At 66.1% G+C, this 25,136-nt stretch carries 22 protein-coding genes; 10 read left to right on the top strand and 12 right to left on the bottom strand.

The window, feature by feature from the left end; translation table 11 throughout:
- Positions 1-2: 2 nt before the first annotated feature.
- A complete protein-coding gene (locus MUG95_RS01050) occupies positions 3-1,079 on the bottom strand; it encodes a phosphotransferase family protein (protein WP_247009220.1) in 1,077 nt (358 codons plus the stop codon).
- Between the two features lie 155 nt (positions 1,080-1,234).
- Between MUG95_RS01050 and MUG95_RS01045 the strand changes: the two genes are divergently transcribed.
- Entirely contained in the window at positions 1,235-2,443 is a 1,209-nt protein-coding gene (locus MUG95_RS01045; RefSeq protein ID WP_247010503.1) for an acyl-CoA dehydrogenase family protein, read from the top strand.
- A gap of 75 nt (positions 2,444-2,518) precedes the next feature.
- Positions 2,519-4,168, top strand: coding sequence for a rhomboid family intramembrane serine protease (locus tag MUG95_RS01040; RefSeq protein ID WP_247009219.1), 1,650 nt, complete (start codon positions 2,519-2,521; stop codon positions 4,166-4,168).
- Here the strand turns inward: MUG95_RS01040 and MUG95_RS01035 are convergent.
- Entirely contained in the window at positions 4,165-4,788 is a 624-nt protein-coding gene (locus MUG95_RS01035) for an METTL5 family protein (protein WP_247009218.1), read from the bottom strand. The genes MUG95_RS01040 and MUG95_RS01035 overlap by 4 nt on opposite strands.
- A gap of 174 nt (positions 4,789-4,962) precedes the next feature.
- Between MUG95_RS01035 and lipP1 the strand changes: the two genes are divergently transcribed.
- A complete protein-coding gene (gene lipP1 / locus MUG95_RS01030) occupies positions 4,963-5,904 on the top strand; it encodes a LipP1 family hormone-sensitive lipase (protein ID WP_247009217.1) in 942 nt (313 codons plus the stop codon).
- A 41-nt stretch (positions 5,905-5,945) separates the two neighbouring features.
- Positions 5,946-6,296, top strand: a complete 351-nt coding sequence (locus tag MUG95_RS01025; protein ID WP_247009216.1) for a DUF4112 domain-containing protein — start codon at positions 5,946-5,948, stop codon at positions 6,294-6,296.
- A 27-nt stretch (positions 6,297-6,323) separates the two neighbouring features.
- Here the strand turns inward: MUG95_RS01025 and dph2 are convergent, their stop codons facing one another.
- Positions 6,324-7,379: a diphthamide biosynthesis enzyme Dph2 gene (dph2, locus tag MUG95_RS01020; RefSeq protein ID WP_247009215.1), complete on the bottom strand. Its 1,056-nt coding sequence runs from the start codon at positions 7,377-7,379 to the stop codon at positions 6,324-6,326.
- Between the two features lie 140 nt (positions 7,380-7,519).
- Between dph2 and MUG95_RS01015 the strand changes: the two genes are divergently transcribed.
- The 4 genes from MUG95_RS01015 (at position 7,520) to MUG95_RS01000 (ending at position 11,101) form a co-directional block, all read left to right on the top strand.
- The gene (locus MUG95_RS01015) at positions 7,520-7,915 is read left to right on the top strand and encodes a YlbF/YmcA family competence regulator (protein ID WP_247009214.1); all 396 of its coding nucleotides are present in this window, start codon (positions 7,520-7,522) and stop codon (positions 7,913-7,915) included.
- A gap of 40 nt (positions 7,916-7,955) precedes the next feature.
- Entirely contained in the window at positions 7,956-8,789 is an 834-nt protein-coding gene (locus tag MUG95_RS01010) for an MBL fold metallo-hydrolase (protein WP_247009213.1), read from the top strand.
- A gap of 107 nt (positions 8,790-8,896) precedes the next feature.
- On the top strand, positions 8,897-10,144 hold the full coding sequence (locus tag MUG95_RS01005) for a coiled-coil domain-containing protein (protein WP_247009212.1): 1,248 nt from the start codon (positions 8,897-8,899) through the stop codon (positions 10,142-10,144).
- 54 nt (positions 10,145-10,198) lie between these two features.
- Positions 10,199-11,101 (top strand): phosphoribosyltransferase HisG-related protein, encoded by a 903-nt coding sequence (locus tag MUG95_RS01000; protein ID WP_247009211.1) that lies wholly within the window; start codon positions 10,199-10,201, stop codon positions 11,099-11,101.
- A 29-nt stretch (positions 11,102-11,130) separates the two neighbouring features.
- Here the strand turns inward: MUG95_RS01000 and MUG95_RS00995 are convergent, their stop codons facing one another.
- The 4 genes from MUG95_RS00995 to MUG95_RS00980 all read right to left on the bottom strand — a co-directional run bounded on the left by MUG95_RS00995 (position 11,131) and on the right by MUG95_RS00980 (position 14,845).
- Entirely contained in the window at positions 11,131-12,144 is a 1,014-nt protein-coding gene (locus tag MUG95_RS00995; protein ID WP_247009210.1) for a PfkB family carbohydrate kinase, read from the bottom strand.
- Between the two features lie 52 nt (positions 12,145-12,196).
- Positions 12,197-13,141, bottom strand: coding sequence for a PfkB family carbohydrate kinase (locus MUG95_RS00990; protein ID WP_247009209.1), 945 nt, complete (start codon positions 13,139-13,141; stop codon positions 12,197-12,199).
- Positions 13,142-13,406: 265 nt separating this feature from the next.
- A complete protein-coding gene (locus tag MUG95_RS00985) occupies positions 13,407-14,456 on the bottom strand; it encodes a tyrosine-type recombinase/integrase (RefSeq protein ID WP_247009208.1) in 1,050 nt (349 codons plus the stop codon).
- Positions 14,453-14,845, bottom strand: coding sequence for a DUF5805 domain-containing protein (locus MUG95_RS00980; protein WP_247009207.1), 393 nt, complete (start codon positions 14,843-14,845; stop codon positions 14,453-14,455). Before MUG95_RS00980 ends, MUG95_RS00985 begins: the two co-directional genes overlap by 4 nt.
- A 1,046-nt stretch (positions 14,846-15,891) precedes the next feature.
- Here MUG95_RS00980 and MUG95_RS00975 point away from each other — a divergent pair.
- Positions 15,892-16,608, top strand: coding sequence for a dolichyl-phosphate hexose transferase (locus MUG95_RS00975; protein ID WP_247009206.1), 717 nt, complete (start codon positions 15,892-15,894; stop codon positions 16,606-16,608).
- A 64-nt stretch (positions 16,609-16,672) separates the two neighbouring features.
- Positions 16,673-17,803: a DUF3179 domain-containing protein gene (locus MUG95_RS00970; protein WP_247009205.1), complete on the top strand. Its 1,131-nt coding sequence runs from the start codon at positions 16,673-16,675 to the stop codon at positions 17,801-17,803.
- Here the strand turns inward: MUG95_RS00970 and MUG95_RS00965 are convergent.
- Genes MUG95_RS00965 through MUG95_RS00945 form a run of 5 tightly spaced genes read right to left on the bottom strand, consistent with a single transcriptional unit; the run spans position 17,791 to position 25,079 of the window.
- Positions 17,791-19,926, bottom strand: coding sequence for an ArnT family glycosyltransferase (locus tag MUG95_RS00965; protein ID WP_247009204.1), 2,136 nt, complete (start codon positions 19,924-19,926; stop codon positions 17,791-17,793). The two genes, MUG95_RS00970 and MUG95_RS00965, sit on opposite strands and share 13 nt — an antisense overlap.
- A complete protein-coding gene (locus MUG95_RS00960; protein WP_247009203.1) occupies positions 19,919-21,064 on the bottom strand; it encodes an ABC transporter ATP-binding protein in 1,146 nt (381 codons plus the stop codon). The genes MUG95_RS00965 and MUG95_RS00960 overlap by 8 nt, the downstream gene beginning before the upstream one ends.
- Complete coding sequence (locus MUG95_RS00955) at positions 21,054-22,691, bottom strand: ABC transporter permease (protein WP_247009202.1); 1,638 nt, start codon at positions 22,689-22,691, stop codon at positions 21,054-21,056. The genes MUG95_RS00960 and MUG95_RS00955 overlap by 11 nt, the downstream gene beginning before the upstream one ends.
- A 7-nt stretch (positions 22,692-22,698) precedes the next feature.
- Positions 22,699-23,868: an extracellular solute-binding protein gene (locus MUG95_RS00950; protein WP_247009201.1), complete on the bottom strand. Its 1,170-nt coding sequence runs from the start codon at positions 23,866-23,868 to the stop codon at positions 22,699-22,701.
- 41 nt (positions 23,869-23,909) lie between these two features.
- Positions 23,910-25,079, bottom strand: coding sequence for an alpha-1 4-glucan-protein synthase (locus tag MUG95_RS00945; protein ID WP_247009200.1), 1,170 nt, complete (start codon positions 25,077-25,079; stop codon positions 23,910-23,912).
- Positions 25,080-25,136: the final 57 nt, after the last annotated feature.

Here is a 25,136-nt window from a genome sequence, read left to right as displayed (position 1 = left end):
AACTACAGCGGTTCCTCGCCGTCGATGATGCGCTGGGCGCGGTCCGCGAGTTGCGGGACGCCGTGGCGCATCTTCGGATACATCGGGTCGTCGCTGTTCCCTTCGAGGTACCGCCGGAAGAACATCTCCCCGAGGCCGGCGAGTTTGTACACCGCGAGGGCGCGGTAGAAGCGCGGGTTGTCGAACTCGAAGCCGGTCGCTGCCTCGTAGCGGTCGACCAACTCCTCCCGGGTCAGGTAGTCCGGCCCGGCCATGAAGTTCGTCGTCAGCGACTCCGTGGCGTCGGGCGGGGCCGGGTCCTTCCCGTCCCACCAGTAGGACAGCATCCACCCGAGGTCGGTGAACGGGTCCCCGAGCGTGGCCATCTCCCAGTCGAAGATGCTCACGATTTCCGGCGGCGTCCCCGGCCCGAACATCACGTTGTCGAGTTTGTAGTCCCCGTGGACGAGGGTATGTGGGTACTCCTCGGGCACGTTGTCCTCTAGCCACGCCATCACGTCGTGGAGGACGGGGACTTCGCGCTCCTCGGTGGTGACCGAGAACGCCCACTGCAACTGTTCGGTCCACGTCTCGACCTGTCGCTCCGTGAACCCCTCGGGGTAGCCGAAGTCGCCGAGGCCGATATCCTCGTAGTCGACTTGGTGAATCTCCGCGAGTCTGTCGACCAGTTCCGCGCCGATTCGCTCCCGGTACTCGGGAGTGGCGAACCGCTCGGGTTCCTCGGTGCGGATGACCGTCCCCTCTTCGCGCTCCATCACGTAGAAATCGGAACCGAGAATCGAGTGGTCGGCGGACGACGCCACCGTCGTCGGCACCTCGACGCTCGTGTCCTGCAGGGCGTCGATGACTTCGAACTCCCGGAGTACGTCGTGGGCGTTGTCCGCCGTCTCGCCCGGCGGCGGCCGTCGGACGACCAACTCTTGCTCGCCCCACGTCACGAACAGCGTCTCGTTCGAGTGTCCCTCCTTGTGGTGGCGCACGTCGTACTCCTCGACGGCCCCGAGGTGGTCCTCGAAGTAGGCCGCCAACTTCTCCTCGTCGACGATGCGTGCGAAGTAGTCCTCGTCCGATTCGGTCATGCGTTCACCGCCCGTCCCGCGTCTGTCTGTACACTGGCTAACATTGTTAGGCGTGTTCAGCCCCGAGGTACGAATAACTGTGGGTGCCACGGAAACTTCGTTGTTTGCGGAGGGCGTTGTTTTACATTGTTGTGCGCTAAAGGGCTGGTATGGTAGTGGAATACGAAGATTCTGAGACGGCGACAGCGTTGGCCGAGCGCGCGGAAGAGTTCATGGAGACCGAGGTGCTGCCAGTCGAACGCGAGTACCTCGGTGACGGCCCGGTTCCCGAGTCAGTCATCGCCGACTTGCGGGCGAAAGCTCACGAGTACGACGTGTACTGTCCGCAGATAGACGAGGAGTACGGCGGGATGGGCCACGACTTCCGTGACGTGTTGCCGCTGTTCGAGCAGGCCGGGCGGAGCATCCTCGGACAGCCTGCGATGCGGGTCGACGCGCCCGACGAGGGCAACATGCACACCTTCGAGATGTTCGGCACGGAGGCCCAGAAGGAGGAGTACCTGAAGCCGCTCGTCGCCGGGGAGATTCGTTCCGGGTTCTCGATGACGGAACCCAAGGCCGGTGCTGGTTCGGACCCCAAGATGATGCAGACTACCGCAGAGAAAGACGGCGACGAGTGGGTCATCAACGGGCACAAGTGGTGGACGACGCAGGGCGACGAAGCCGACGTACTGCTCGTGATGGCCCGGACCGACATGGACGCACACCCCTACGCTGGCACGTCCATCATCGTCGTTCCGGCCGACGCCGACGGCGTCGAAATCGTCGAGGCCACGCCCCACCTCGGGCAGGACCTCATCGCGGAGAGTCACGCCGAGATTCGCTACGACAACGTCCGCGTCCCCGAAGAGAACCTGCTCGGCCCGGAGAACGAAGGGTTCCAAATCGCCCAGAAGCGTCTCGGGCCGGCCCGGTTGACCCACTGCATGCGCTACTCCGGGATGGCGCAGCGGTCGCTCGACATCGCCAAGGAGTACATGCAGAACCGCGACGCCTTCGGCGACCGACTCGCCGACAAACAGGGCCTCCGGTTCCGCGTCGCCGAACAGGAGACGCAACTCCACGCCGCCAAAACCATGGTGCGCCACGCCGCGCAGAAAATCGCCCGCGGCGAGGAGGCACGCATCGAAGTCGCGATGAGCAAGTACTACACCGCCAACGTCGTGCAGGAGACCGTCGACTTCGCCCTGCAGGCCTGCGGTGGCTCCGGCATCTCCAAACACCTGCCGCTCGCGGACTTCTACGAGTCGGTGCGCGCGTTCCGTATCGTCGACGGGGCCGACGAGGTTCACAAGCGGTCCATCGCGCGTGAGGCCTTCGAGAACGTTCCCGAAGGCGAACTCGTGAACATCCCCGAGTTCTGAGCGGCGCGTCCGGTTCCCGGCTCGGTGCCGACAGCGGAAACGACTAAACGCGCGCGCTCCCGGGTACCGATAACGATGGTGTCGGAACAGTGGCAGGCAGTCGCCGAGGCGGTGCCAGTCTGGACGCTGGGGCTGGCCGTCGCGCTCGCACTCTCGGCTGGTGTCGCGTACCGCCTCGCCGACCCGCGGGGCGCGTGGGGGCGTCGCGTCCGACAACGGCTCTTTCTCGGGCTTCCGTGGGGGACGCTCGTCGTCGTCGGTGGAATTGTCGGCATCTATCTGTTCGTGCAGGGCGGCCTATCGGCACCCAGAAACCCGCTCGTCGCGCCGTTCCGCGCGTGGTCGTACACGTACCCGCTCGGTATCCTCACCGCGGCGTTCTCCCACGCGAGTCTCGGGCACGTCACGGGGAATCTGGTCGGGACGCTCGCGTTCGCACCGCTCGCGGAGTACGCGTGGAGTCACTTCCCGACGGAACGGGGCAGTCAGTCGTTCGCCAGCCTCGGGCAGAACCCCTTCGTCCGCATCGGCGTCTTCGTAATCGGCGTCGTCGCCGTCGGACTCCTCACCAGCGTGTTCGCCGTCGGACCGGTCATCGGCTTCTCGGGGGTCGTGTTCGCATTCGCCGGGTTCGCTTTGGTCTACTACCCGATACCGACCGTCGTGGCACTGGCGGTCAACGACGTGTTCCGGCTCCTCTATCGCGCGGTGCAGACGCCAGTAGACCCGGCACAGGCCGGGACGCGTTTCGTCACGCCGTACTGGGCGAACGTCGCCATCCAAGGGCACGCCATCGGCCTGCTGTTCGGCGTCCTGTTGGGCGCGCTCGTCGCCTCGCGGCGCGGGCACAGGCCCGACCCGGGACGGCTGTGGCTTTCCGTGGTCGTCTTCGCCGTCGCGCAGTCGCTGTGGGCGGTGTACTGGTTCCGCGGTGGCGGTCGGTACATCCTCTTTCGCGCCGGGGGAGCCATCCTCGTGTTCCTGCTCGCGGCACTGCTCGCGGCCGCCCTGACTGCCTCCCGCCGCCCGCTGATAGCTCGCATCGACCTCGACAGGCGCGAGGCGGCCGTCGGGCTCCTGCTCTCGGTCACTATCGCGCTGAGCGTCGTCGCCGTCCCGACGAACCTCGTCGCCGTCTCCGACGACCCCTTCGACAGCGGCGTCGAGGTCCGTGATTACACCGTCACCTACGCGGAGAACACGCCCGACCAGTACGTCTCCCCGTTCGATATCGGCCTGTTCGGGGAGGCGTCGCAGGTCAACACGAGCGGCGTCCTCTTGGTCAGCGAACGGCGCGACGTGTTCCAGACCGTCGTACCGAAGTCACGGCTGGCGTTCAGTGGTGACACCGAAGTCCTCGTCGGCGGCCTCGGGTGGCGTCAGTCGGTGGGCGTCAACCTCTCCGTGTGGCGACCGGTCGGCAACGACAGCGTCTATCGCGTGTTCCTCGAACCACCCGACGGCGAGCGGGCATTCGCGTACGCGTCGCCAGCGGCTGTCGCGGAGCCACGGGTCGCGGGCCGACGGGTCACGTTCGTCCCGGCAGAGACGGAGTTCCGGGTACTGGTCGAACGGGGCAACGAGTCACTGGGCCGGACCCCAGTTCCGTCCGCGGGGAAGAACGTGACCGCCGGCGGACTGACGTTCAACCGGACGGCGAACCGCCTCTACGTGATACGGAACGAGACGCGCGTCAGAATCGCGGTGCAGGGGAACAGCGACTAACGCCACGCGATGCGGAACACTTCGGCGTCGACTGTCCGGGTCGCCTCGGTGTGGTGTTCGAACTGGTGTGGCAGGTCGAAGGCCGCCTCGAAGGCGTGTGTCACCTCGCCGCCGTTGTCGGCCGCGAACGCCTCGACGAACTCGACACTCCCACGGTTGTGAATCGAGTAGGATACGTCCGCGATATCGGCGGCCGTCCCGAGGAACTCTCTGTCGGCGTGTTCGTTGTCGGACTGTGCCCCGAACGGGGGGTTCATCACGACTGTCGTGGGGTCGTCGGGGGCGAGTGGTACGCGTGTCGCGTCGCCGCGAACCCACCCCACGTCCGTCGTGGAGGCCACCTTGCGCTCGTTCTCACGCGCCGTCGCGAGCGGTGCGGGGTCGATGTCGAGGCCGACGACGCGCGTCGGCCCGCGGAGCGCGGCAGCGAGTGCGAGCATCCCTGTCCCACAGCCTAAATCGAGGACGGTCCGGTCGGCGATGTCCTCGTGGAGGTCTGCCGTGTGAACGAGCGTCGCCGCGAGTTCCGGCGGCGTCCGGTACTGCTCCAGCGAGACGGTCGGGTCCTCGAACCCCGCGACGATGGCCAACTGCTGTGCGAGGGCACTCTTCGTGCTCATGCGCTGCCCTCCCCCGCAGTCGTTCGCCCGTCGCGACACGGCCGGTGACCGCCCGCTCTGTGGCTGTCCATGACACGTGTACATATCTGCCAAGAATACAAAAATCTTCGCTAATGCTTGGTGGTAATTATCGGGGTTGGGGCCATTAAGTTCCCCCCGCGCGACTGGGGAATTATGGCAGACGAACCCCATCCACACGCACAGAACCTCCTCAACATCATCGACAGCCAGCCGATTCCGCCGGTGTACGCGCTCTCGGTCGCGGATGCCCGCGAGCAGTTCGAGAACGTCGCCACGCTCCGGGACGCGCCCGACGTGGCCGACGTGCGGAACTTCGAGATTCAGGGGCCGGAGGGGCCGCTCCCGGTCCGGACGTACTACCCCGAGGGGGAGGGACCGCACCCGACGCTCGTGTACTTCCACGGCGGCGGGTTCGTCCTCGGAAACATCGAGACACACGACGCGCTCTGTCGCGAGTTGGCGAACGCGGGCGAGTGCGCCGTCCTCTCCGTCGACTACCGTCTGGCTCCCGAACACTCCTTCCCCGCGCCGGTCTACGACGCCTACGCCGCCGTCGAGTGGATCGCGGAGAACGGTGCCCACGTCGACCTCGATTCCGACCGCATCGCAGTCGGCGGCGACTCCGCCGGGGGGAACCTCACCGCCGCGACGACGTTGATGGGACAGGACCGCGACGGCCCCGACATCCAGCACCAGTTGCTCCTCTATCCCGCCCTCGCGTCCCCCGCAGTCCACGACTTCGACTCCTACGAGGAGAACGCCGAGGGGTACTTCCTCGAGACGCCCGGCATGGAGTGGTTCCTCGACTGTTACGTCGACGACGACCTGCACCTCCGGAACGAGTACTTCTCGCCGCTGCTCGCCAACGACCTCTCTGACACGCCCCCGGCGAGTGTCGTGACCGCCGGTTTCGACCCGCTCCGCGACGAGGGGCAAGCCTACGCCGAGCGCCTCGCCGAGGACGACGTTCCCGTCGACCACTACCACTACGAGGACATGATTCACGGCTTCGTCAGCATGTCCGACATGATAGACGCGGGTGCCGACGCCGTCGAGAAAATCGGTGCCGACCTGCAGGACGCCTTCGCCGAGTGAGAAGGCCAGCGGTTTTGTCGGTCGGCGTGGAACGTCGGCGCATGTCGACTCCCGACCACGCGAGCGCGGCCGCACTCGAACGCGCCCGCGACGCGGCCACCCTACTCGACAGTGCCGTCGAAATCCCAGTCGTGAACTACCGCGTCGGCCTCGACCCGATACTGGGAATCCTCCCTGTCGCCGGGGACACCGTCGCGACAGCACTCTCGCTGTACGTCGTCTTCGAGGCAGTGCGCGCCGGTGTTCCGCTCCGCACCGTCGCCGTAATGCTCTCGCTCGTCGGTGTCGACTACGTCTGTGGGTCGGTCCCGGTGCTCGGGACGCTGTTCGACGCCGTCTGGAAGGCGAACGTCTGGAACGTCAGGCTATTCGAGCGACACGTCGAGGGGTAGCGGTCGGACGGCCCGACGCCGGTGTCCTCACCACGTCCCGTGGAAGGTGTCGAAGGAGAGTTCCTCCAGCGGTTTCTCGCCGATGGCGATTTCGTACTCGCCGGGCGTGAGCATCGGCTGTTTGAACTGCGGGCCGTCGTCGGTGGTGATGCGCGGACACCCGGTGTTGACGTAGGCGTCGAACCCGAAGTTCGTCAGGCGGTCGGGCGTCACCTCGTCCATCGTGACGAGGTAGGCGTTGTCGTTGTTGTCGATTATCTCCTGAGCCTGGTCCCAGCGGCCCTGACCGATTTTCGTACAGAAGATGACGCCCCACTCCTCGGCATCCATCGCACGGTGGACCGCGCCGTATCGCTGTTTCAGGAACTTCTCCGGGTCGGCGATGGTGACGGCGTTGTTGACGGGGTCGGCGATGACGACGTGTTTGTCCGGGTGTTCCATCGCCAACCCGAGGGGGTGGAACTTCCCGCCGCCGACGTACAGAATCTGGTCGGCGTCCACGTCCGCGCTTGCGTAGTTACAGCCGAGTACCTGTCCCTCGTGGGTCAGTCGGTCGTCGCCGCGGCGGGTGTGGACCTCGTAGCCGCGGTCCTCCAACCACTCGCGCATCTTCTCGAATTGGTTCATGTGCTGGGCCGTCGTCACGAGTCCCACGGCGGGGTCGTCCGCGGGGTCCGAGAGGTCGTCGAGGGCCGACTCCATGATGGGCGTGACCTCGACGTTCGAGAACAGCGGCACGTAGATGATCTTGTCCGACTCCTTCATCGGGGAGTGCCCGAAGTGGACGAACACGTCGGTCCGGCGCATGAGGAAGGTGTCGAGGTCACACGCGCCGTAACAGGGCTGTCCGGAGGTCATGACGGTCACGTCGTCGTCCAGCAGTTCGCGCAAGTCGTCCGTGACCGGCCGCGCGCGGCGTTTCAGCCCCTCGGGGAACTGTAACCCAACCGTCTCTGCGTCGCGTTCCTCGACGGCTTCGGTGATGCGGTCGAGTTCGTAGTCCCACTCCCGGTCGTGTTTCAGCGAGAGGCCCGTGTTTCGGAGGTCCCCTTCCGAACGGTCGTCAGCCGAATCCTGACTCATTGCCTCTCCGTATCCGCTCGCGGCGTAAAACGCCGACGTTTCTGCGACCCACCTCGCCTGCCATCGCCCGGTCTCGCCCGCTCCGAACCCGATTTTCGCGTTCGGCAAGTTGAAAACGCTGTAGTCCTAACCTGACAGTGATGAGTATCGACACGGAAGCCGCGGACGCCGCGGAGTCGACCGTCGACCAGTTGAGTGCCCAACTCGGCGAGGCAATCGCCGACATGCCCGCCTATCAGGAGTTCGTCGAGAAGAAGGCGGCCGTCGAGAACGACGCCGAGGCACAGGAGAAAGTCCAGGAGTTCGAGGAGTTCCGCGAGGAGTTCATGCTCGCCCGGCAGACGGGCGACGCCACCCAAGAGGACCTCCGGGAACTGCAGGCGAAGCAGGAGCAACTCCACGACATCCCCGTCATGGCCGAGTTCCTGCAGGCACAGAACGAACTCGAACTCCGCCTGCAGGAGATAAACGAGCAGATTTCCGCGCCGCTCGCGCTGGACTTCGGCCAGAAGGCCGGCGGCTGTTGCGAGGACTGAACTCGTAACCCCTTTCTCTCCGCCGCGTCCACACCGGGCCATGTCCATCGAGAGCGACTGGGACGAGTGGCTCCCGGCGGCCGTCGCCGACGCCAGTCCCGACGGCGTGACCCTCTGGTATCTGGGCTGTAACGGATTCGTGCTGAAGGCCGACGACGACACTACCGTCTACATCGACCCGTACCTCGGAACGGGCGACCCGCCGCGAACCGTCCGGATGATTCCCGTCCCCTTCGACCCGACGGACGTTCGGGACGCCGACGCCGTCCTCGCCACGCACGAACACACGGACCACGTTCACGGGCCGAGTCAGGCACCGATTCTCGCGGAGACGGGTGCGGATTTCGTCGGCCCCGACGCGTCCGTCTCCGTGGCGGAAGAGGAGGACTGGACCGACGAGTGGGCCGTCTCCGACGAGCAGTTCCACCGTGTCGCGCCCGGCGAGTCCTTCGAACTCGGCTCGTTCACCGTCCACGTCGAGGCGGCCAACGACCCCGACGCTATCGACCCGGTGTCCTACGTCTTCGAACACCCCGCAGGAACGTTCTTCCACGGGGGCGACGCGCGACCGAGCGAGGAGTTCGAACGCATCGGGAGGGAGTACGACATCGACCTCGGTGTCCTCGCGTTCGGGTCCGCCGGGACAATCCCGGACAAGGAGACGCGCGAGCCGAAATACACCAAGTGGTACAGCGACGAGGGTGAAGTCGTCGACGCCGCGCGACAACTACGACTCGACCGTCTGCTCCCGACCCACTGGGATATGTGGAAGGGGTTGACCGCTGACCCGACCGCACTCCACGACCACACTCGAAGCTTCGAGTTCCCGGAACGGCTAGAAATCGTCGAAATCGGCGACCACGTCTCGGTCTGAAGACAGGCGTCCCGTGCCCGTCCGGCGCGTGGCGGGTAAGCGCAAATTAATTGTTATCAAATGACACGGACGTAGGTTTAATACCATTGGTAGCCGGAAGTGTACGCATGAGCGAATCACAGAACTACGAGGAGGTGACCGTCGCCTCGGACGGCGTGACCGTCATCAAGACGTTCGAGGCCGACGCGTTCCCCGTTCCCGCCATCGCGTTCCGCATCAACTCCGAGCGGTCCGAGGCGGTGACGGTGACGTTGACCGACGACGTACCGGAGGACGTTGCCGTCGAGGACTTGGGATTCCACCCCGAGTACGGGAGCGAATTCTGGACGATCGACGACGACGAAATTACGTTCGAGCGGGAAATCGAGGCCGACGAACAGTACACGACTGTCTACGGTATCCGCGCGACTGGGACGGACAACGTCGAGCAGTTCCTCACCGAACCGACGATAGAGTCGGTCGACCCGCCGCTCGACGACGATGACGACGTGGTCGGCACCAGCAGCGACGTGGTCCGTGACGTCATCTCTGGCGACACCGACTCCGTACCGGGACTGGACGACGACGAGGACGGCGACGACGACATCGGGACACTCGACCTCGCGGACCCGAACGACGAGGGGGACGCAGACGAAGAAGAAGCCGACGAGGAGGACGAGGAGACGGCGGCCGAGGATGCCGACGAGAGCGAAGGGGACGCAGACGAAGAAGAAGCCGACGAGGAGGACGAGGGGACGGCGGCCGAGGACGCCGACGAGGACGCAGACGACGAGGCGGAAACCGAGGCCGGGAGCGAGACTGCCGACGGTCCCAAGACGGCGACGAACGGGTCGGCGTCCGTCGAAAGCGTGGCGGCCACGCTCGCGGACGAGATTCGTGCCGGTGAGGTCGCGGACGACGACCTCGAACTGTTGGCGGACGAACTCGACCTCGGCGGCGGGACGAACGGTGCGGTCGACGCCCGCATCGAGAGCCTCCAGACCGACGTGAGCGACCTCGAAGCGTACATCGACGCGCTCGAGGAGTTCCTCGAAGACAACGGAACCGGGCAGGACCTCATCGAGGACGTGCAGTCTCAACTCGACGGGATACAGGAGCAGATGCGTTCGGTCCAGAGCGACATCGACGACAACAACCAGCAAGTCGACGGCCTCGACGACACCGTCGGGACCATCGAGGACGACGTGCAGTCGCTGAAGGGCGACATCAAGGACCTCGACGACGACGTCTCGGACCTCGAAGGTGACTTGGGCGACGTGGACAACCTCGGGGACCGACTCGACGACCTCGAATCCGACCTCGAAGACCTCCAAGAGTGGCGCGACCAACTGGGGAACGTCCTCGGCGGGAACTGACGCGCCCGGCCGAAACCGGACCGGTTTTACTTTCGGACCCTCTGTGCTCTGGCAATGACTACTGTGCGGGTCGCCGTCCCGCGGAAGGGCCGGCCACTCGAGGCCGTCCTCGAACGCATCGCGGACCGGACCGGAACGACCGCACTCGCGGACGAAATCATCTCGACGCTCCGGTTCGAGAAGGCCGTCACGAAGGGCAACCAGTCCGCCGAGGGCGACGTGTACGACCGCCTCGCCGAGTACTCGGACCACGGCGACCCGCAGCATCCGGAGTACACGCTGCTCCGCGACGAACGGGAGGGGTTCCCCCGGCGCATCGTGTTCGACAGCGTGACCATCCCCGTCGACGACGTGGCTGTGCAACTCGTCGGCCGGGAGGAACCGTTCCGCGCGCTCCGCAAACACGAGTTCGCACTCGGCTTCGACAGTGCCGACCTCGTGCTCGAAGAGGTGGTCGAACTCACCCCCGACCCGTTGCGCAGTCTGGGTGACGTGAACGACCGCATCGACCCCCACGACACCGACGTGCGCCTCGTGTCGGGCCTCGGGGATACGGTCTGGCACACGCTGTTGGCGACACCCGACCAACGGCGTCGGTTGGACCGCGACCTCACGCGCTCGTTTGTCGACGCCTACGAGGGGCCGCTCTGTATCTCTCCGCGGTACGAACGCCTCGTCGAGGCGGTCCTCGGCACCGACGCGCTCGCCGGCATCGAGTTCGTCTATCCCCGGAACGGCGGGCCCGAGGAGGCGGCTATCGCCGAGACCGGTGTCGGCGTCTACCTGACAGTCACCGGGTCGACGGCCCACGACCACGGCCTCGAACTGGGTGAACGGCTGTTCCCGAGCGAGACGGTCCTCCTAGAGAACGCCGCCGAGACCACCGACGCGGCCGAACGGGTTGCCGACTCTCTCCTCGCCGACACCGAGACGGAACTGACGGCCGCGTCGCTGTAACTCCGAGAACTGTCGGCTGGCGTCGCGGTTCACGTGTCTGCAGTGGTGCGACTGACTCGCCGCACGTCCTCGACTGTCCCTGTCTCACCCGCCGTGACGTAGTGGCTGGCACAGACGTTGCCACAGGCGAGCGCGAGGTCCCAGTCCCAACCGTTGGCGAGTGCGTACCCCACCCCTCCGGTGAAGTGGTCGCCACCGCCGGTGTGACGACGCGGTTGGTCGACCGGGCAGTTCTCGACGCGTGCCCGCTGGGTGGTCGTCACCGCGATGGCCTCCTCGGGAGCGTGCATCACGGCCGCCTCGATGCCGGTCGCCGAGCGAATTGCCGCGAGGCGGTCGGCGTCGTCCGCTCCGGCGTCGAGTGTCCCCGCGAGCGCGCCCACTTCCTGGCGGTTCGCGTTCAACACCACGTCGAAGGTCCTCTGCAGTGCAGTCAGCGCGTCGTGGAGCGCGTCGACTTCCTCGGGTGTCGACCCGACGATGTCGCCGGGGTCGAACACGAACGGCACCCGCGGGAGGTCCATCGTCCCGAGACGGTGGAAGGCCTCCCCCATGTGTGGGAACGATATCCAGTTACTACAGCAGACAGCGTCCACGTCGAAAACCGCCGGGAGGGTAGCCACGTCCCGCAGGTCTTCGAGAGTCCACGCCGGGAGTCCGGCTTGCTCGACGAACATCACGTCGCTGTCCCGGAAATTGAACGCGTCGACCAGCGCGGGTTCACCCATCGAGACTGTCTCGAAGGGCAACTGCGCGAACACTGGCGCGTCGAGGTGCCCGTAACACGTCACCTCGCTCCCGAGGGCGTGGAGTTGCTGGGCCGCGTTCACCGCCTGCCCGCCGGGTTCGGTCGATTCGACGCGGATGTGAAAGGACGAGTGGTCCCCACGCAGTAGCTCCCGACCCAACGCTTCACGCGTCTCGAGTGGCCCGACGGCACCCGCCGAGAGTTGACAGTACCGGTCGACGCTCCCGTCCGGCAGCGTCGAGAGCGTCGGCGACGGTGCATCGGCGAGACGGCGACCAAGACGTTCGTACGGCACGCCGACTGCTTGGCAGTTGGCGGGCAAAAGCATCCCCCTTCCGATGCTCCGGTCAGGTGTCGGTCGACGCTTGGAACGACCGAACCGCCGACAGCGTCGGGACGGCACCGCGTGCACCGACTGCCCGCGTCGAGAGCGACCCCGCGACGACGGCCGTTTCGACGGCCGCACGGACCGAAGCTCCGTCCGCGATTCGGGCAGCGAGGAACCCGTTGAGCACGTCACCGGCACCTGTGGTGTCGGCCACCTCGACGGCCGGGGGTGTGACGGTGAACGCCTGTTCTCCCTCGACTATCACGTCGCCCTCGCCACGTTTGCGGACGAGGGTGCCGTCGAAGGCGTCGAGGTACGGCCTGAGTGTCTCGTACTCCGTCTCGTTCGGGGTGAGATAATCCACGACGCCGTGCCCGAGGAGTCGCTCGGCTCCCGCGGCGGGTGCCGGGTCGAGGAAGACGGTCGGTCGGTCCGGCTCGTCCGCGAGGTCGGCGAGCAACGCGGCGACCGGTTCGACCGGAATCTCGTTCTGGAGGAGGAGGCAGTCGGCCGCCAGTATCGTCTCGTACTGCTCGTCGATGTAGGACTCGTCAACGGTGCTGTTGGCCCCCGGCCGGAGGACGATGCTGTTGTCGCCTGCCGGGCCGACGAACACGAAGGCAGTTCCGGTCGGTACCGAGGCGATACCGATACGCGACGTGTCGACATCGTCCCCTTCGAGGGCGGAGAGGACACCGAACTCGTCGTGGTCGGGGCCGACGCGGCCGAGCAGCGTCGCCGCGGCGGCCGCGTGTGCTGTGGCGACGGCTTGATTCGCGCCTTTTCCCCCGTGGCGTACCTCGTCCGGGTCGTCCCCGAACCCCGACGGGACTGAATCGACCTCGACCGTCTCCCCACGGTCGGGAAACCACTCGTACCGGTCTTCGAGGGACTCCCGTTCCGCGCGCGTGATTGTGTGGACGCTATCGACGTTGACGCTTCCGAGACTGAGGACCTGTGACATACGTGCTCCCGTCGCCCTGCTTGCGACACTCAGTTCGGTGTCTCGGAGGTACTTCTGTGTATCGTGACTTCCCACGGACTGGGGACCACCCGTGAGACGGGACGCTCACGGTCTACAACCGGAATCCTCCACGTCCAGTGTGGTTGCGAGCTGGGTCGGATTTGATATAGCGATATAAGATTTACTAGTCCGGTATAGAACGCCATCCGCTCGTGGTCACACGCGAAGTTCACGAGACGTGTCACGAGATTCAGCAAAAAACCCGCTACAGCAACTCGTAGATGTGTCGTTCGTACGTGTCCCGAACCCGGGTGCCCCAGTTGTGCGTGTAGGTGTCGATGATGTCGTCGGCGACGTCGCCGCGGAGGTACTTGACGATACCACGGTCCCCGGTTCTGTCCCGGAGGTGTGTCGTGAAGAAGTGCCGGAAGTAGTGGGGTGTGACGTTCTCTGCCGGGCCACCACCCGTGCGGTACCAGCCGACTGCTTCGGCGTGGTCTTTCACCCGCGACCGGACCATCGAGGGCGTCACGCGCTGTCCCCACTCGTCCCCGGTGCTACAGAACAGCGGCTCAGCCGGTGAGACTGCGTTCGGTCGGATTGCGAGCCACTCACGGAGGACGACGGCGAGTTCGTCGTCGACTGGGACGACGGTGCCGCGCTTTCGTTTGTTCGCGGCGGTTCGGTCCTCGCCGTTGATGGCGTCCCCACGCGCGATGTCGCTCGCGACGTACAGCGAGTCTCCGCGGCCGTCGAGTTGCGCCCGCCCACCGAGGTCGTACGCCCCGAAATTCCCCGTCATCGTCACGTCCCGCAGGTCGAGATTGCAGAGTTCCCCGACACGCATCCCGGTCTTCAGGAGCGTGACGACGAGTGCGCGGTCCAGCGGATGGGTCAGTCTGGCGACGAACTCGCGCATCTCAGGGACGGCTATCTCTCGCCGTGTCGGGTCGGTGTCGATGCGTTCGTCCATCTCCTCGCGGACGACTGTCATCGGGTTGTTGTCGAACTCACCGACCTCGGTCATGTACGCGTAAAAGCGGTGGAGATACGCGGCGTACGTGGCGACGGTGCTGGGTTCGAGGTCACCGCGGAGCGTATGTATCCACGCCATACACTCCCGTCGTCCGGCCGCGTCGGGTGGGAGTGCCCTGTCAGCTGGATTCGCCGCCGGGTCCGCGAGGAAGGCCTCGAACCGCCTGAGGACCCGTTCGTAGGCGGCACGGGTTCGTTCGGTCTTCCCGTGGAAAGTCAACTCTTCGAGGAATCGGTCTATCGCGTCGTTACTGCTCGCCGCCGCTCGGTCCGTACTCACGCGTTCTCACCCGCGAGCGTGTAGCCGCCGTCGCGGCCGCTGTATCGAATCTCGTTCTGGTCCTGTAGGTCCGTCAGCACCTCGTCCAGTCGGTCCTCTATCCCCTCGGTCACCGCAGCGCGCAGGTCGTCCCACGCCTGTGGCCCCCGGTCGCGGAGGATGTCGAGAACACGGTCTTCGAGGGGCTGACCCCCAGGGTCAGCGTCCGAATCTTCCATCTCTTCCGGGTTTATCGAGAACCCCCGCCTGCCAGCCTGTACCATCGTCCGAACGAACTCGCTCTGGCTCATGTCTAGGTCCGTTGCGTGTGCCTCCCACTCGGCCTTCTGGTAAGCCGGGACGTACGTCTTGACCGCGACTCGCTCCGTCTCCGCGCCGTCACTACCCATACCGGGCGGTCGAACGGCAGCCACTTCAACTTATCCCCAAATAGATGGATAAAAGAACTTATCGACCAGTGTGAAACCACAATTTGCCGCACTCATTCAAATGGGGGCGGATATTCTCGTGTAGCCAGACAGTGTAGTACCAAATACGTCGATAAAATACACCCTCTCGTTTGCCGGCAATCTGGTCCGATACCCTTCGAAGCGTGGCGTGTCGTCCGCCGGGTTCGTAGGTTGGCATCCGTCACGCCTCGGTGTGTCGGTGCGTCTGCCCGCGCGGCACTGCTAGACTGGAGTTTGTCCTCGGCGGTTGGCTTGAGGGTCCGTAGCTCGTGGGTGACGCTACTCGCGCCTATTGTGCGTCGGGTCGCGGAACGCGACGACTCTCCTCCCGACGAGAGGCGAGAATAAAAAGCGGAGTCACTGCCTGCCCCGCTACGGCCCCGCTGTCAGTCTGTACGGGGGCTTCGACAGAGTGGCACTTCGATCAGCGACGTGGGCCGGCGTCTCGTCGCTGTCTGGCCAGCTGATGCCCGGCTGGTAGAGTGTTCGGGACATTCAACGCCTAGCTACAGGTTGAAACGGAGCGATAGACAGGCGTTCATCTCCGTTTGTGGCTGTACGAGAGGTTAGCAAATCGACCTCGTAACTGACCGTGATAACGAGACCCGGTGGTATCACAGCGGTTTCGCACGGGACAGGCCGCTATACAGAACGACTGTTGTCCACCGAGTTCGATTGGTCCACCTCGATGCCACTCGGGTTCGAGCGACAGCACGAAGTCCGGGTGAAACACTGCGGCGGACGTTCACCCCCGTTTTCCCAGTCGTACTGAGTTACAGTACTCTTGGGGTTACGAAACAATACCCTACTGGGGCCGCTGTCCCGACGCAGAGCGAACACGTAAACCACATACCGCTATACTGAAACTCGCCCTGGGCTTCGGGTTGTCGTAACTGTGTGTTGACACTCCTGCCGGCCGTTGCATCCGCGACTCTGATTTTGGCGAACCTAAAAACTCAAGAGGTGCCAGTGACGACGGGCATACGATGAGTGACGCGACTGCGGCGGAACCGGTGACAGGTGACGAGTACACCTTCGACGACGTGAGTGTCGTCATGGGGACGTACAACGAGGAGGCGGCAATCGGGACGGTTCTCGACGACATCGACCGGGTTACCGACGGGCGGGCCTCGGTAGTCTGTGTCGACGGGTCGAGTGACCGGACCGCAGAAATCGCCCGCGACCACGGGGCACGGGTCATCGAACAGGAACCGCAGGGCTACGGCGTCGCCGTGCGTGCGGCAGTCCTCGCGGCCGACCGACCGGTCGTCGTCACCACGGACTGTGACGACACGTACCCGATGGACCGACTGCCCGACTTCCTCGACCGAATCAACGACGGCTACGATGTGGTCAGCGGTGACCGCCTCTACTGGGGGGCCGAGACGATGCCGGGGTTCAACCGACTCGGTAACCGCGCCTTCGCCGCGGTGGCCAGCGCGCTCACAGGCCGCCGCATCCACGACACGACCACCGGGATGCGGGCCTACCGGCAGGAACTCGTCCAGAAAATCGAGTGGACAGAGAACACCGGCCTCTCGGCGGAGTTGCTCCTCCGGCCGCTGATGCGTGAGTACGATGTCTGTGAACTGCCTATCGAGTACGGCGAGCGAGCGGGAGAGACGACACTGGACCCGATTCAGGGCGGCCTCGCTATCGGGAAGTCCATCGTCAAAGTCTGTCTCGAAGAACGCCTCCGCTAACGGCTGTGGTCACGGCGCGCGAAAGCGGCGAGTCAGTTTATACCTCCGTCTGTTACCGTGCCCCATGAACCGACGTACGTTGCTCGCGAGCATCGGGACGCTCTCGGCCGCCGGGCTGGCGGGGTGTACCTCTGAACTGACGGGTGGCGGTGAGGAAGCTGGAACCGGCGACCCGGCGACGGACGGGACGCCAGCACCGACGGTGCTGGACCGCTCGCTACCCATCGCTCGTGACGAACTGCAACGCGGCGCGCCGAAAGACGCGATTCCCGCGATTACGGACCCTGCATTCGGCGACGACTGGCAGACCACCGATTTCTCACTCGACGACGACGCCGAGGTACTCGGTGTCACCCGGAACGGCGAGGCCCGGGCGTACCCCCTCGCGGTTCTCAACTGGCACGAAGTCGTCAACGACGAGTTCGGCGGGCCGTTGCTGGTCACCTACTGCCCGCTCTGTGGGAGCGGCGTCGTCGCCGAGCGGTTCGTCGCGGGCGAACCGACGGACTTCGGCGTGTCGGGGTATCTCTGGCGGTCCGACCTCGTGATGTACGACGAGGCGACGGAGAGTCTCTGGAGCCAAATCGCGGCGACGGCCATCAACGGTCCCCAAACCGGGGCCGACCTGACGCTCGTCCCGTCGTCACTCACCACGTGGGGTGCGTGGCGCGGCGACCACCCGGAGACCCGCGTCCTCCTCCCCCCGCCCGAATCCGGGACCATCACCGACGCACGCGCTCGCAACTACGCACGCGACCCGTACGAGAACTACGACGAGATTCGCCGGGTCGGCATCACGGGGAGCGACAACAACGCCGACGACAGACTCCACCCGAAAACTGTCGTCGTCGGCGTCTCGACGGCCGACGCGGCGAGGGCCTACCCGCTCGACAGAGTCGAGTCGGCGGGCATCGTTACCGACAGCGTCGGCGACCTGCCCGTCGTCGTCACCACCGACCCCGGGGGGTCGCTCGTGGCCTACGACAGGCGCGTCGACGGCGAGTCACTGGCGTTCGCCGCCGCCGAGGACGATGCCTTCCTCGCCGCAGGCGGGTCGCGCTGGCGTGTCGTCTCCGGCGAGGCAGTCGACGGCCCGTACGAGGGCCGGAGGCTCTCCCGAGCAAACGACCGGTCGCCACTGTTCTGGTTCGCGTGGGCCGAATTCAACCCCGATACCGGCGTCTACGGCGAGTGAGTCGTCAGGTTCTCCGCGACGGACACGCCGCCGACGTACCCCTCCGCACCGTCGACGTACGTCCCCTCGCGTCCGCAGTCGGCGACGAGACGGCAGACCGTGGTTTCGGGCGGCCAGACGACGCGGACGGCATCGTCGGTCCGCTCGACGGTCAGTTCCTGCCTGTAGGTCACCGTCGACCCGCCGGCCTGCGTGAACGTGACGGCGAGCGAGAGGTCTGTAGCGTTCTCGAACCGGACGACTGACTCCTCGCTGTAGCCCCGGAGGTTCGACTCGTTCACGCGTGCCTGGCCCGGCGTGACGGTCCACTCCACGGTGAGGTTGCGGTCGGGGAGTCGTTCGACGCCGTACTGGACGGCCACCTCGGAACTCGCGAGTCGGACCGTCGCGCTCTCGGCTCCGACGACGCGACCCACGGTGAACGTGACTCGGTGCCGGTCACCGCGGGCCACTTGGAGCGGTTCGACAGTCGCCACGATGGGGTCCCGCGACGCCTCGACGTTCGGATTCCACGCCCCCCGGTAGGTGTAGCGGTACGGGGTGCGGTCGTCGTAGGTGTCCAGAACCGCGAAGTTCTCGCCGGGACTTCTGTCGAGTGCGTACACTGCCGGGCCGTCGAGTTCGGGGTCGTTGCGGAGCGACTGGAACGGGTGGTTCAGCCACTCGCCGTACGGCGTCGGCACGAACACGAGTGCGTCCTCGAACGTTCGGTCCGCGAACGGTTCGTAGGCCTGCTCGTACCGGTCTGTGTACGCGCGGTTCCGTTCGACCGGTCCTGTGAGTGCGGCGGCCTGTGCGACGCCCGCGACGAGAATCACGGCGACGAGGACCCCTGCGACGACGGCCCGGCCCGTGCCAGCCGACCACCTGTTGGCAACGACCGACCGGAGCCAGTCACCGACCGTGAGAACCCCGAACGCGCCGAACGCCGCGACGGGGACGAGGAGGTCGAAGTGGTAGAACGGGCCGAGCAGCGAGACGAGTCCGTCGTCGGGCACGTCCAGCGCGGCGAGGACGTTCAGGTTCCCCCAGAAGAAGACGTTCCCCACCGGAACGCTGACCAACAGGCCAGCCAGCAGTGCCCGCGCGCCGTGGTCGCCGAGGTCATCCGGGTGCGGTACCGAGACGCCCACCGCACGCACCGCGCGGCTGGCGGCGACTAGCAGGCCGACACCGGCGGCGAGCGACCCGACCGGTCCGGCCACGACCCAGCGAGTCAGCAGGACCCACAACACCTCGGCGTTAGCCCGGAGCGCGAGCGCGGGAGTGTACTCGCGCTCGTAGCCGAGAATGCGCCGCACGCCGAAGCCGGGGCCGTCCTGCGGCGCGAAGGCCTGATACGGGAAGACGAGTGGGTCGCCCGTCACGACGGCGTTGTACGCGAGCGAGACACCGACACCCGCGAGGCCCAGACCAGCGATGAGCGCGTAGCGTTCCAGTACACTCCTGCTGATGCCGAGGACGGCTCCCCCGCCGCGCCGCCAATCGACGGCGAGGACGGCCAGCGCGTGGCCGACGAACGGTGCGGCGAACAGGACGGCGGTGTACGGTCGCGCGAAGAAGGCGAGGCCGACGGCACCCCCCGCGAGGGCGGCGTACGTGCGGTGGCGGGTCGAGGTGTCGGCCCGGCACGCCCGCAGGTAACCCAGCGCGAACAGCAGGTTCAACAGCGTCGTCGGCGCGTAGGGGAGGAACACCGCGGAATCCAGCAGGAACAGCGGCGAGGCGGCGAACAGGCCGGCCGCGAGCAGTCCGACCCGGTCGTCGAACGCCTCCTCGGTCACGAGGCCGACCAGCGCGACGCTCCCTGCAGCGACGAGCGCGAGCGACAGCCGCGGGACGCCGACGGCCACCCCGAGCGCGAACATCCCCGCCGGGACGGGCGTGTACTTGGGATAGAGGCGTCCGGCGTCCTCGACGAAGAACCACGGGTGGACGGCGTCGGGAATCGCGGGCTGCATCCAGAGTTGCCCGTCGAGCAGTAGCTGTGCCTGCTGGAGGTAGACGCCCTCGTCGTGGTTCGAGGAGTAATGTGCGAAGAGGTCGGCGGCGAGCCAGAAGACGACGATACCCGAGAGCGCGGCGAGTGCGACCAGCGCGGCCCGCCGTCGCCGGTCACGCATCGTCGTCGTGGCCGCCGTCCACCACGCGACGCGCGCCGCGGGGGAACCACGCGAGGTCGTGGTCCGCCGCTATCTCCACGTCGACGCGGCTGTCGAGTTGCAGGTCGTCCGCGTGGTTGTGCATACAGCCGACCACGTCGCCGCTGTCGAGTTCGACCCGGTAGAGAACTGTCGGGCCGTGGAACCGCCTGTCGACGACGGTTCCCTCGGCCTCGCCGTCGGCGGGGCTGGCCTGCAGGTCGTCGGGGCGAACCAGCACGTCGATGTCCGACCCGTCGTAGGCCTCGGCGAGGCCGTTGACCTGCGCGCGCCGGAGCGTCCCGATGCCCGTCTCCACGGTGTCGCCCGCGACGTGTCCCGAGACGAAACTCGCGTGGCCGAGGAACGTCGCGACGAATCGGGACTTGGGGTTCTGGAACACTTCCTCCGGCGTGCCGACCTGTTCGACGTTCCCGGCCCGCATCACGGCCACGCGGTCGCTGATGGACATCGCTTCCTCTTGGTCGTGAGTCACGGAGACTGCCGTGACGCCGGTACGCTTGATGATGCGCCGGACCTCTTGGCGCATCTCGACCCGGAGGTCCACGTCGAGATTCGAGAACGGTTCGTCAAGCAGGAGGACCGACGGCTCGGGCGCGAGCGACCGAGCCAGTGCGACGCGCTGTTGTTGCCCGCCCGAGAGTTCTTCGGGGTACTGGTCGGCGTGTTCGGTCAGGCCGACGAGTTCGAGCAGTTCCTGCACGCGCGCCTCCCGTTCCGCCGCTGGCCGGTCCGTGAGTCCGAAGGCGACGTTCTCGGCGGCCGTCTTGTGGGGGAACAGCGCGAACTCCTGAAAGACGACGCCCACGTCTCGCTCCTCCGGCGGCAGGAACGTCCCAGTGCCCGCCACGTCCTCGCCGCGGAGTCGCACGACGCCGCCGTCGAGGCGTTCGAGGCCCGCGATGAGTCGAAGCGTGGTCGTCTTCCCACACCCCGAGGGACCGAGCAGGGTCAACAGTTCCCCCTCCCGGACTGTGAGGTCGAGACTGTCGATGACGCACACGTCACCGAAGTACTTCTCGACGCCGTCGAGTTCCAACACCGGGTCCGTGACCGTCTGCGTCTCTCCGTCGGGTCGGTCGAGTGTGCTATTCGACATCGTATCCCTCCGCTTTGAGGATGATGAGCATCGAGACGGCGGACACGACGAGCAGGAGGATGGCCGGGACGGCGGCCTTCCCGAACTCGAAGGACCGCTGTGCGCGCCAGATGCCGGTCACGAGCGTGTCGAACCCCGGCGGCCGGAGCAGGAGCGTCGCCGGGAGTTCCTTCATCGTCGTCAGGAAGACGAGTGCCGCACCCGCCAGCAGTCCCGGCGCGACAAGCGGGAGCGTAACCGACCGGAACGTCGACAGCGGAGACCGGCCGAGCGTCCGGGCGGCCTCCGGGAGCGCGGGACTGACCTGCAGGAACCCCGCTCGCGTCGACCCGACGGCCTGCGGGAGGAACCGGACGACGTAGGCGAACACGAGCAAGGGAAACGCAATCAGGCCCTGCCGGTAGAGCGCGCCGCCATACTGCGAGCCGAGAAACACCAACGCGAGGCCGAGGACGACGCCCGGGACGGCGTAGCCGACGTACGTGGCGCGCTCGAAGAGGTTCGTCAGCCACGAGTCCCGGCGCGCGGCGAGGTACGCAACCGGGAGACCGGCGAGTGCCGCGACGAGTGCCGCGGCGACGGAGACGCCGATGGAGTTGAGGCTCATACCTACGAGGTCGACGGAGTAGTTGACCGCGCTCGTACTCCCGCGGACGGCCCACAGGCCGAGAATGGCGAGGGGGACGACGAGGGCGACGCCCGCGACGAGGGCACAGGCGGCGGCCGCGACCCACCGCCAGCGGCCGAGGTGGACGGACGCCTCGTCACCGCTCGCGTAGCCCCCTTCCGTGTCGATGCGCGCACCGCCGCGGACCCGCGACTCGACGGCGAGGATGAAGGCCGTGACGGCGACCAACTGGAGGGAGAGGAGGGCGGCCATGTTCTGTCCTTGTCCGAAGGAGTTGAACTCGACGTAAATAACGCGTGTGAAAACGTCGTATCGCATTATCTGGGGCGTGCCGAAATCCGACAGCGCGTAGAGGGCCACGAGGAGGGCACCGGCGGCCACGGCGGGCCGAATCTGTGGCCACGTCACCCGCTTGAACGCCTCCCAGCGCGTGTGTTCCAGCGTCCGGGCCGCGTCCACGAGCGTCGTATCGAGGGACTTCAACGCCGCCCGCGTCGTGATGAACACGTACGGGTACGTGTACAGGGTGATGATGAACGCCGCTCCTTGGAACCCGTAGATGCTCGGGATGGACTCGATGCCGAGCGGCGCGAGCAGCGTCTGGAACTCGCCCCGCGGACTGAACGCCGACACGAACGCGAACGCCCCGAGGTAACTGGGGACGACGAGCGGGAGCGCGAGCGCGACGGTGAAAAAGCGACGGAACGGGAGGTCCGTGCGGACGGTGAGATACGCCATCGGAACTGCGAGCAGGACGGAAACGGCGGTTATCGTGCCAGTCATCAGGAAACTGTTGACGACCACCGTCGCCGTCCGCGAGCGAAAGAGCAAGTCCGCGGCGTTGGACAGACCGACCTGCCCGGCTGCGATGAACAACCACGAGAGCGGCAGGAGAACTAGTACGGCGATGGTCCCAGCGAGTAGTGTCAGACCGAGCGAGCGTGTCCGCTGCTCCGCACCCGCCTCGTCCGTCCGCTCGGTGCCGGTCGCTCCTGCCATGTCTCCGTCAGAGGATACCCTCGTCCCGGAGTAATGTGACCGTCGATTCGAGGTCCGACAACTGCGAGAGGCTGATGTTCGGTACGTCCAACTCGCCGATGGACGGGAGGCTCCCGACCGGGTCGACGCCCTCGACGAGCGGGTACTCGAAGGTCCGAATCGCGAAGTACTCCTGTGCCTCCGAGGACAGGAGGTGTCGCACGAACAGGTCGGCCATCTCCGACTGCCCGGAAGCATTGATGCGAGCGGCACCTGCCACGTTGAAGATGCTCCCGGCGTCGCCGGAGGTGAACGCCGTCGCGACGGACGCGTTCGGTTGGCCGGCCAGCACGCGCTGGATGTAGTAGTGGTTGGTAAAGCCCATCGCGAGTTCTCCGTCGGCAACCGCCTGCGCGACGGCGAACTCGTCGTTGTACTCCTGGACGTTCAGGTCCTGCATCCCCGACAGCCACTGCCGGGTCGCGTCCTCGCCCTCCAGAATCCGCATGGCCGTCACGAACGCCTGAAACGACGAGTACGTCGGTGCCCACCCGATTTGGCCCGAGTACTGGCTCAGGTCGGGGAACGACATGATGCTGTCGGGCACGTCCGAGGCAGACAGCGTATCCGTGTTGTACGGTACCGTCCGTGCGCGCCCGGACGTCCCGGTCCACCCACCGTCGTTCGCGCGGAACTGCTCGGCGACCAGCGAGGTGGTGTCGTCGGTCAGCGTCTCGGTGTAGCCCTCCTCGTCGACGAAGCCGAGCGCGCCCGCGTTCACCGAGTAGAACACGTCCGCCGGCGTGTTCTCGCCCTCCGTCTGGATTCGCCGGGCGAGGTTCGTCGCGCTGTCGTAAGTCGGGTTCACGGTGAGGTCGGGATAGCGATTCTCCAGATACGAGACGAGATCACCGACCAGCCCCTCTCCGCGGCCCGAGTAGACGTTTATCGTCCCGCTCAGGTCCGGCATCTCGTCCATCGACGTGCCGCCGGGTGTCCCGCGCTCCTCGAACGCGCCCGGGCCGGACCCGTACCACGGCGGTTGGTCACCGCTCCCGTCACCGTCGCTCTCGCCGTCGGTACCGGTGCCCAAGAGTCCGCCACACCCCGCGAGCGACCCCGCCGTCACGACACCGCCCGCCTGTAGTAGCCGTCTGCGCGATACGCCCCGCCCCGTCGTCCGTCTGTCGTCGTTCATGGTTGGATTTAGGTCTGCCTAAAACACTTAACGTTGCCGGTTCAGTCGTCCGCGGTGGCCGCCGTCGCCGTGTCGGGCACCGTGCCGGGTTCCAGTTCCTCGATGCAGGCGAGCCAGTCCTGCATGTACTCGCCGCAGTAGTTGAGGAACGCGCCGTTCTCGTAGTCCGAGAAGTCACCTTCGGCGAGCGCGTCGGCCATCGCCGTGAACACGCCCGCGAACGTGTCGGCGTCCGCACCCACGTCGTCGATGACTTCCCAGACGTGTTCGTTGCACTCCAGCCCGTGGACTTCGTTGGTGAGGTCCGAGAAGGTCGAGCGGGGGGCCTTGTTGTGCTCACAGAGCGGGTCGCCGTTCACGATGTGCTTGTCCAGCACGTCGCAGGCCCGCTTGAGGAACAGGCCGCTCCAGATGTCGTCGAACCGACCCACGTCCCACTCGTTGTCGTCCATCGGCAACTGGTAGAACGCGGGGATGACCTCCCGGCGGAAGGCGAGGTTCATCGAGCAGACGGTGAGGTAATTGCCCTCACCCGCGACGAAGTTCCCGTCGAAGTCCTCGGTACTCGTCCGGGTCTGGGCTTGTCCCTGCAAGTCGCCGTCCATCAGGATGCGCACCGCGTCAAGGTCCGGGACGTTCGTCCAGAGGCCTTGGGAGGCCACCACGTCGGTGACTTTCGTGGTGTCCGTCTCCACCGTCTCGTCCATCGCGCTGTAGGGGTATCCCCGCGGATAGAGGCCGTGTTCCTCGGCGTTCTGGTAGAGGACGTTTACCCACTGCTCGTCCGAGCGGACGCGCTCTATCTCGCCTTCGTGTGCGAGGTTCTGGAAGTGCGTGCCGAAGAAGTCGTAGTCGGGGTGGGGGAGCGTGTCGTCGTCGAGGAAGACGCAGTACTCGAAGTCGTTGGCCCACGTGTAGAGCAGGCCGAAACTCGTCTGTGCGTGACTCGCCTCGGGAATCAGGTGGCTGTACTCGGGGATGCCCTGCTCGCCGAACCACGCCTCCCGGGCCGTCCCGTCGAAGACGCGGCCGTCGACACCCTCGTCGTCGAGCATCGCGGCCATCGCGTCGGTGTCACAGAAGTCCTCGGTGACGAGGACGACGTGCAGACGGTCCAAGTCGAAGCCGTGTGTCCGGGCGTTCTCGAAGTACGTCCTGAGACACTCGTACTCTCTGATGGTCGGGACCACCAGACAGGTGTCCTGCATCATGCGTACCTGCCGTTCTTTAGGCCACCCTAAAGTGACTGTCGCTTCGTAACCACGAAC

The sequence above is a fragment of the Halorientalis litorea genome, from assembly GCF_023028225.1.
GTDB classification, from domain to species: domain Archaea; phylum Halobacteriota; class Halobacteria; order Halobacteriales; family Haloarculaceae; genus Halorientalis; species Halorientalis litorea.
The sequence above is the reverse complement of the archived record's forward strand: the minus strand, read 5'-3'. Positions and strand labels throughout refer to the sequence as shown.

Excerpts from the sequence above, each read along its gene's own strand:
- MUG95_RS01050 (WP_247009220.1), bottom strand. The coding sequence starts at position 1,079 with ATGACCGAATCGGACGAGGACTACTTCGCACGCATCGTCGACGAGGAG.
- MUG95_RS01040 (WP_247009219.1), top strand. The coding sequence starts at position 2,519 with ATGGTGTCGGAACAGTGGCAGGCAGTCGCCGAGGCGGTGCCAGTCTGG.
- MUG95_RS01035 (WP_247009218.1), bottom strand. The coding sequence starts at position 4,788 with ATGAGCACGAAGAGTGCCCTCGCACAGCAGTTGGCCATCGTCGCGGGG.
- lipP1 (WP_247009217.1), top strand. The coding sequence starts at position 4,963 with ATGGCAGACGAACCCCATCCACACGCACAGAACCTCCTCAACATCATC.
- MUG95_RS01025 (WP_247009216.1), top strand. The coding sequence starts at position 5,946 with ATGTCGACTCCCGACCACGCGAGCGCGGCCGCACTCGAACGCGCCCGC.
- dph2 (WP_247009215.1), bottom strand. The coding sequence starts at position 7,379 with ATGAGTCAGGATTCGGCTGACGACCGTTCGGAAGGGGACCTCCGAAAC.
- MUG95_RS01015 (WP_247009214.1), top strand. The coding sequence starts at position 7,520 with ATGAGTATCGACACGGAAGCCGCGGACGCCGCGGAGTCGACCGTCGAC.
- MUG95_RS01010 (WP_247009213.1), top strand. The coding sequence starts at position 7,956 with ATGTCCATCGAGAGCGACTGGGACGAGTGGCTCCCGGCGGCCGTCGCC.
- MUG95_RS01005 (WP_247009212.1), top strand. The coding sequence starts at position 8,897 with ATGAGCGAATCACAGAACTACGAGGAGGTGACCGTCGCCTCGGACGGC.
- MUG95_RS01000 (WP_247009211.1), top strand. The coding sequence starts at position 10,199 with ATGACTACTGTGCGGGTCGCCGTCCCGCGGAAGGGCCGGCCACTCGAG.
- MUG95_RS00990 (WP_247009209.1), bottom strand. The coding sequence starts at position 13,141 with ATGTCACAGGTCCTCAGTCTCGGAAGCGTCAACGTCGATAGCGTCCAC.
- MUG95_RS00980 (WP_247009207.1), bottom strand. The coding sequence starts at position 14,845 with ATGGGTAGTGACGGCGCGGAGACGGAGCGAGTCGCGGTCAAGACGTAC.
- MUG95_RS00975 (WP_247009206.1), top strand. The coding sequence starts at position 15,892 with ATGAGTGACGCGACTGCGGCGGAACCGGTGACAGGTGACGAGTACACC.
- MUG95_RS00970 (WP_247009205.1), top strand. The coding sequence starts at position 16,673 with ATGAACCGACGTACGTTGCTCGCGAGCATCGGGACGCTCTCGGCCGCC.
- MUG95_RS00965 (WP_247009204.1), bottom strand. The coding sequence starts at position 19,926 with ATGCGTGACCGGCGACGGCGGGCCGCGCTGGTCGCACTCGCCGCGCTC.
- MUG95_RS00960 (WP_247009203.1), bottom strand. The coding sequence starts at position 21,064 with ATGTCGAATAGCACACTCGACCGACCCGACGGAGAGACGCAGACGGTC.
- MUG95_RS00955 (WP_247009202.1), bottom strand. The coding sequence starts at position 22,691 with ATGGCAGGAGCGACCGGCACCGAGCGGACGGACGAGGCGGGTGCGGAG.
- MUG95_RS00950 (WP_247009201.1), bottom strand. The coding sequence starts at position 23,868 with ATGAACGACGACAGACGGACGACGGGGCGGGGCGTATCGCGCAGACGG.
- MUG95_RS00945 (WP_247009200.1), bottom strand. The coding sequence starts at position 25,079 with ATGATGCAGGACACCTGTCTGGTGGTCCCGACCATCAGAGAGTACGAG.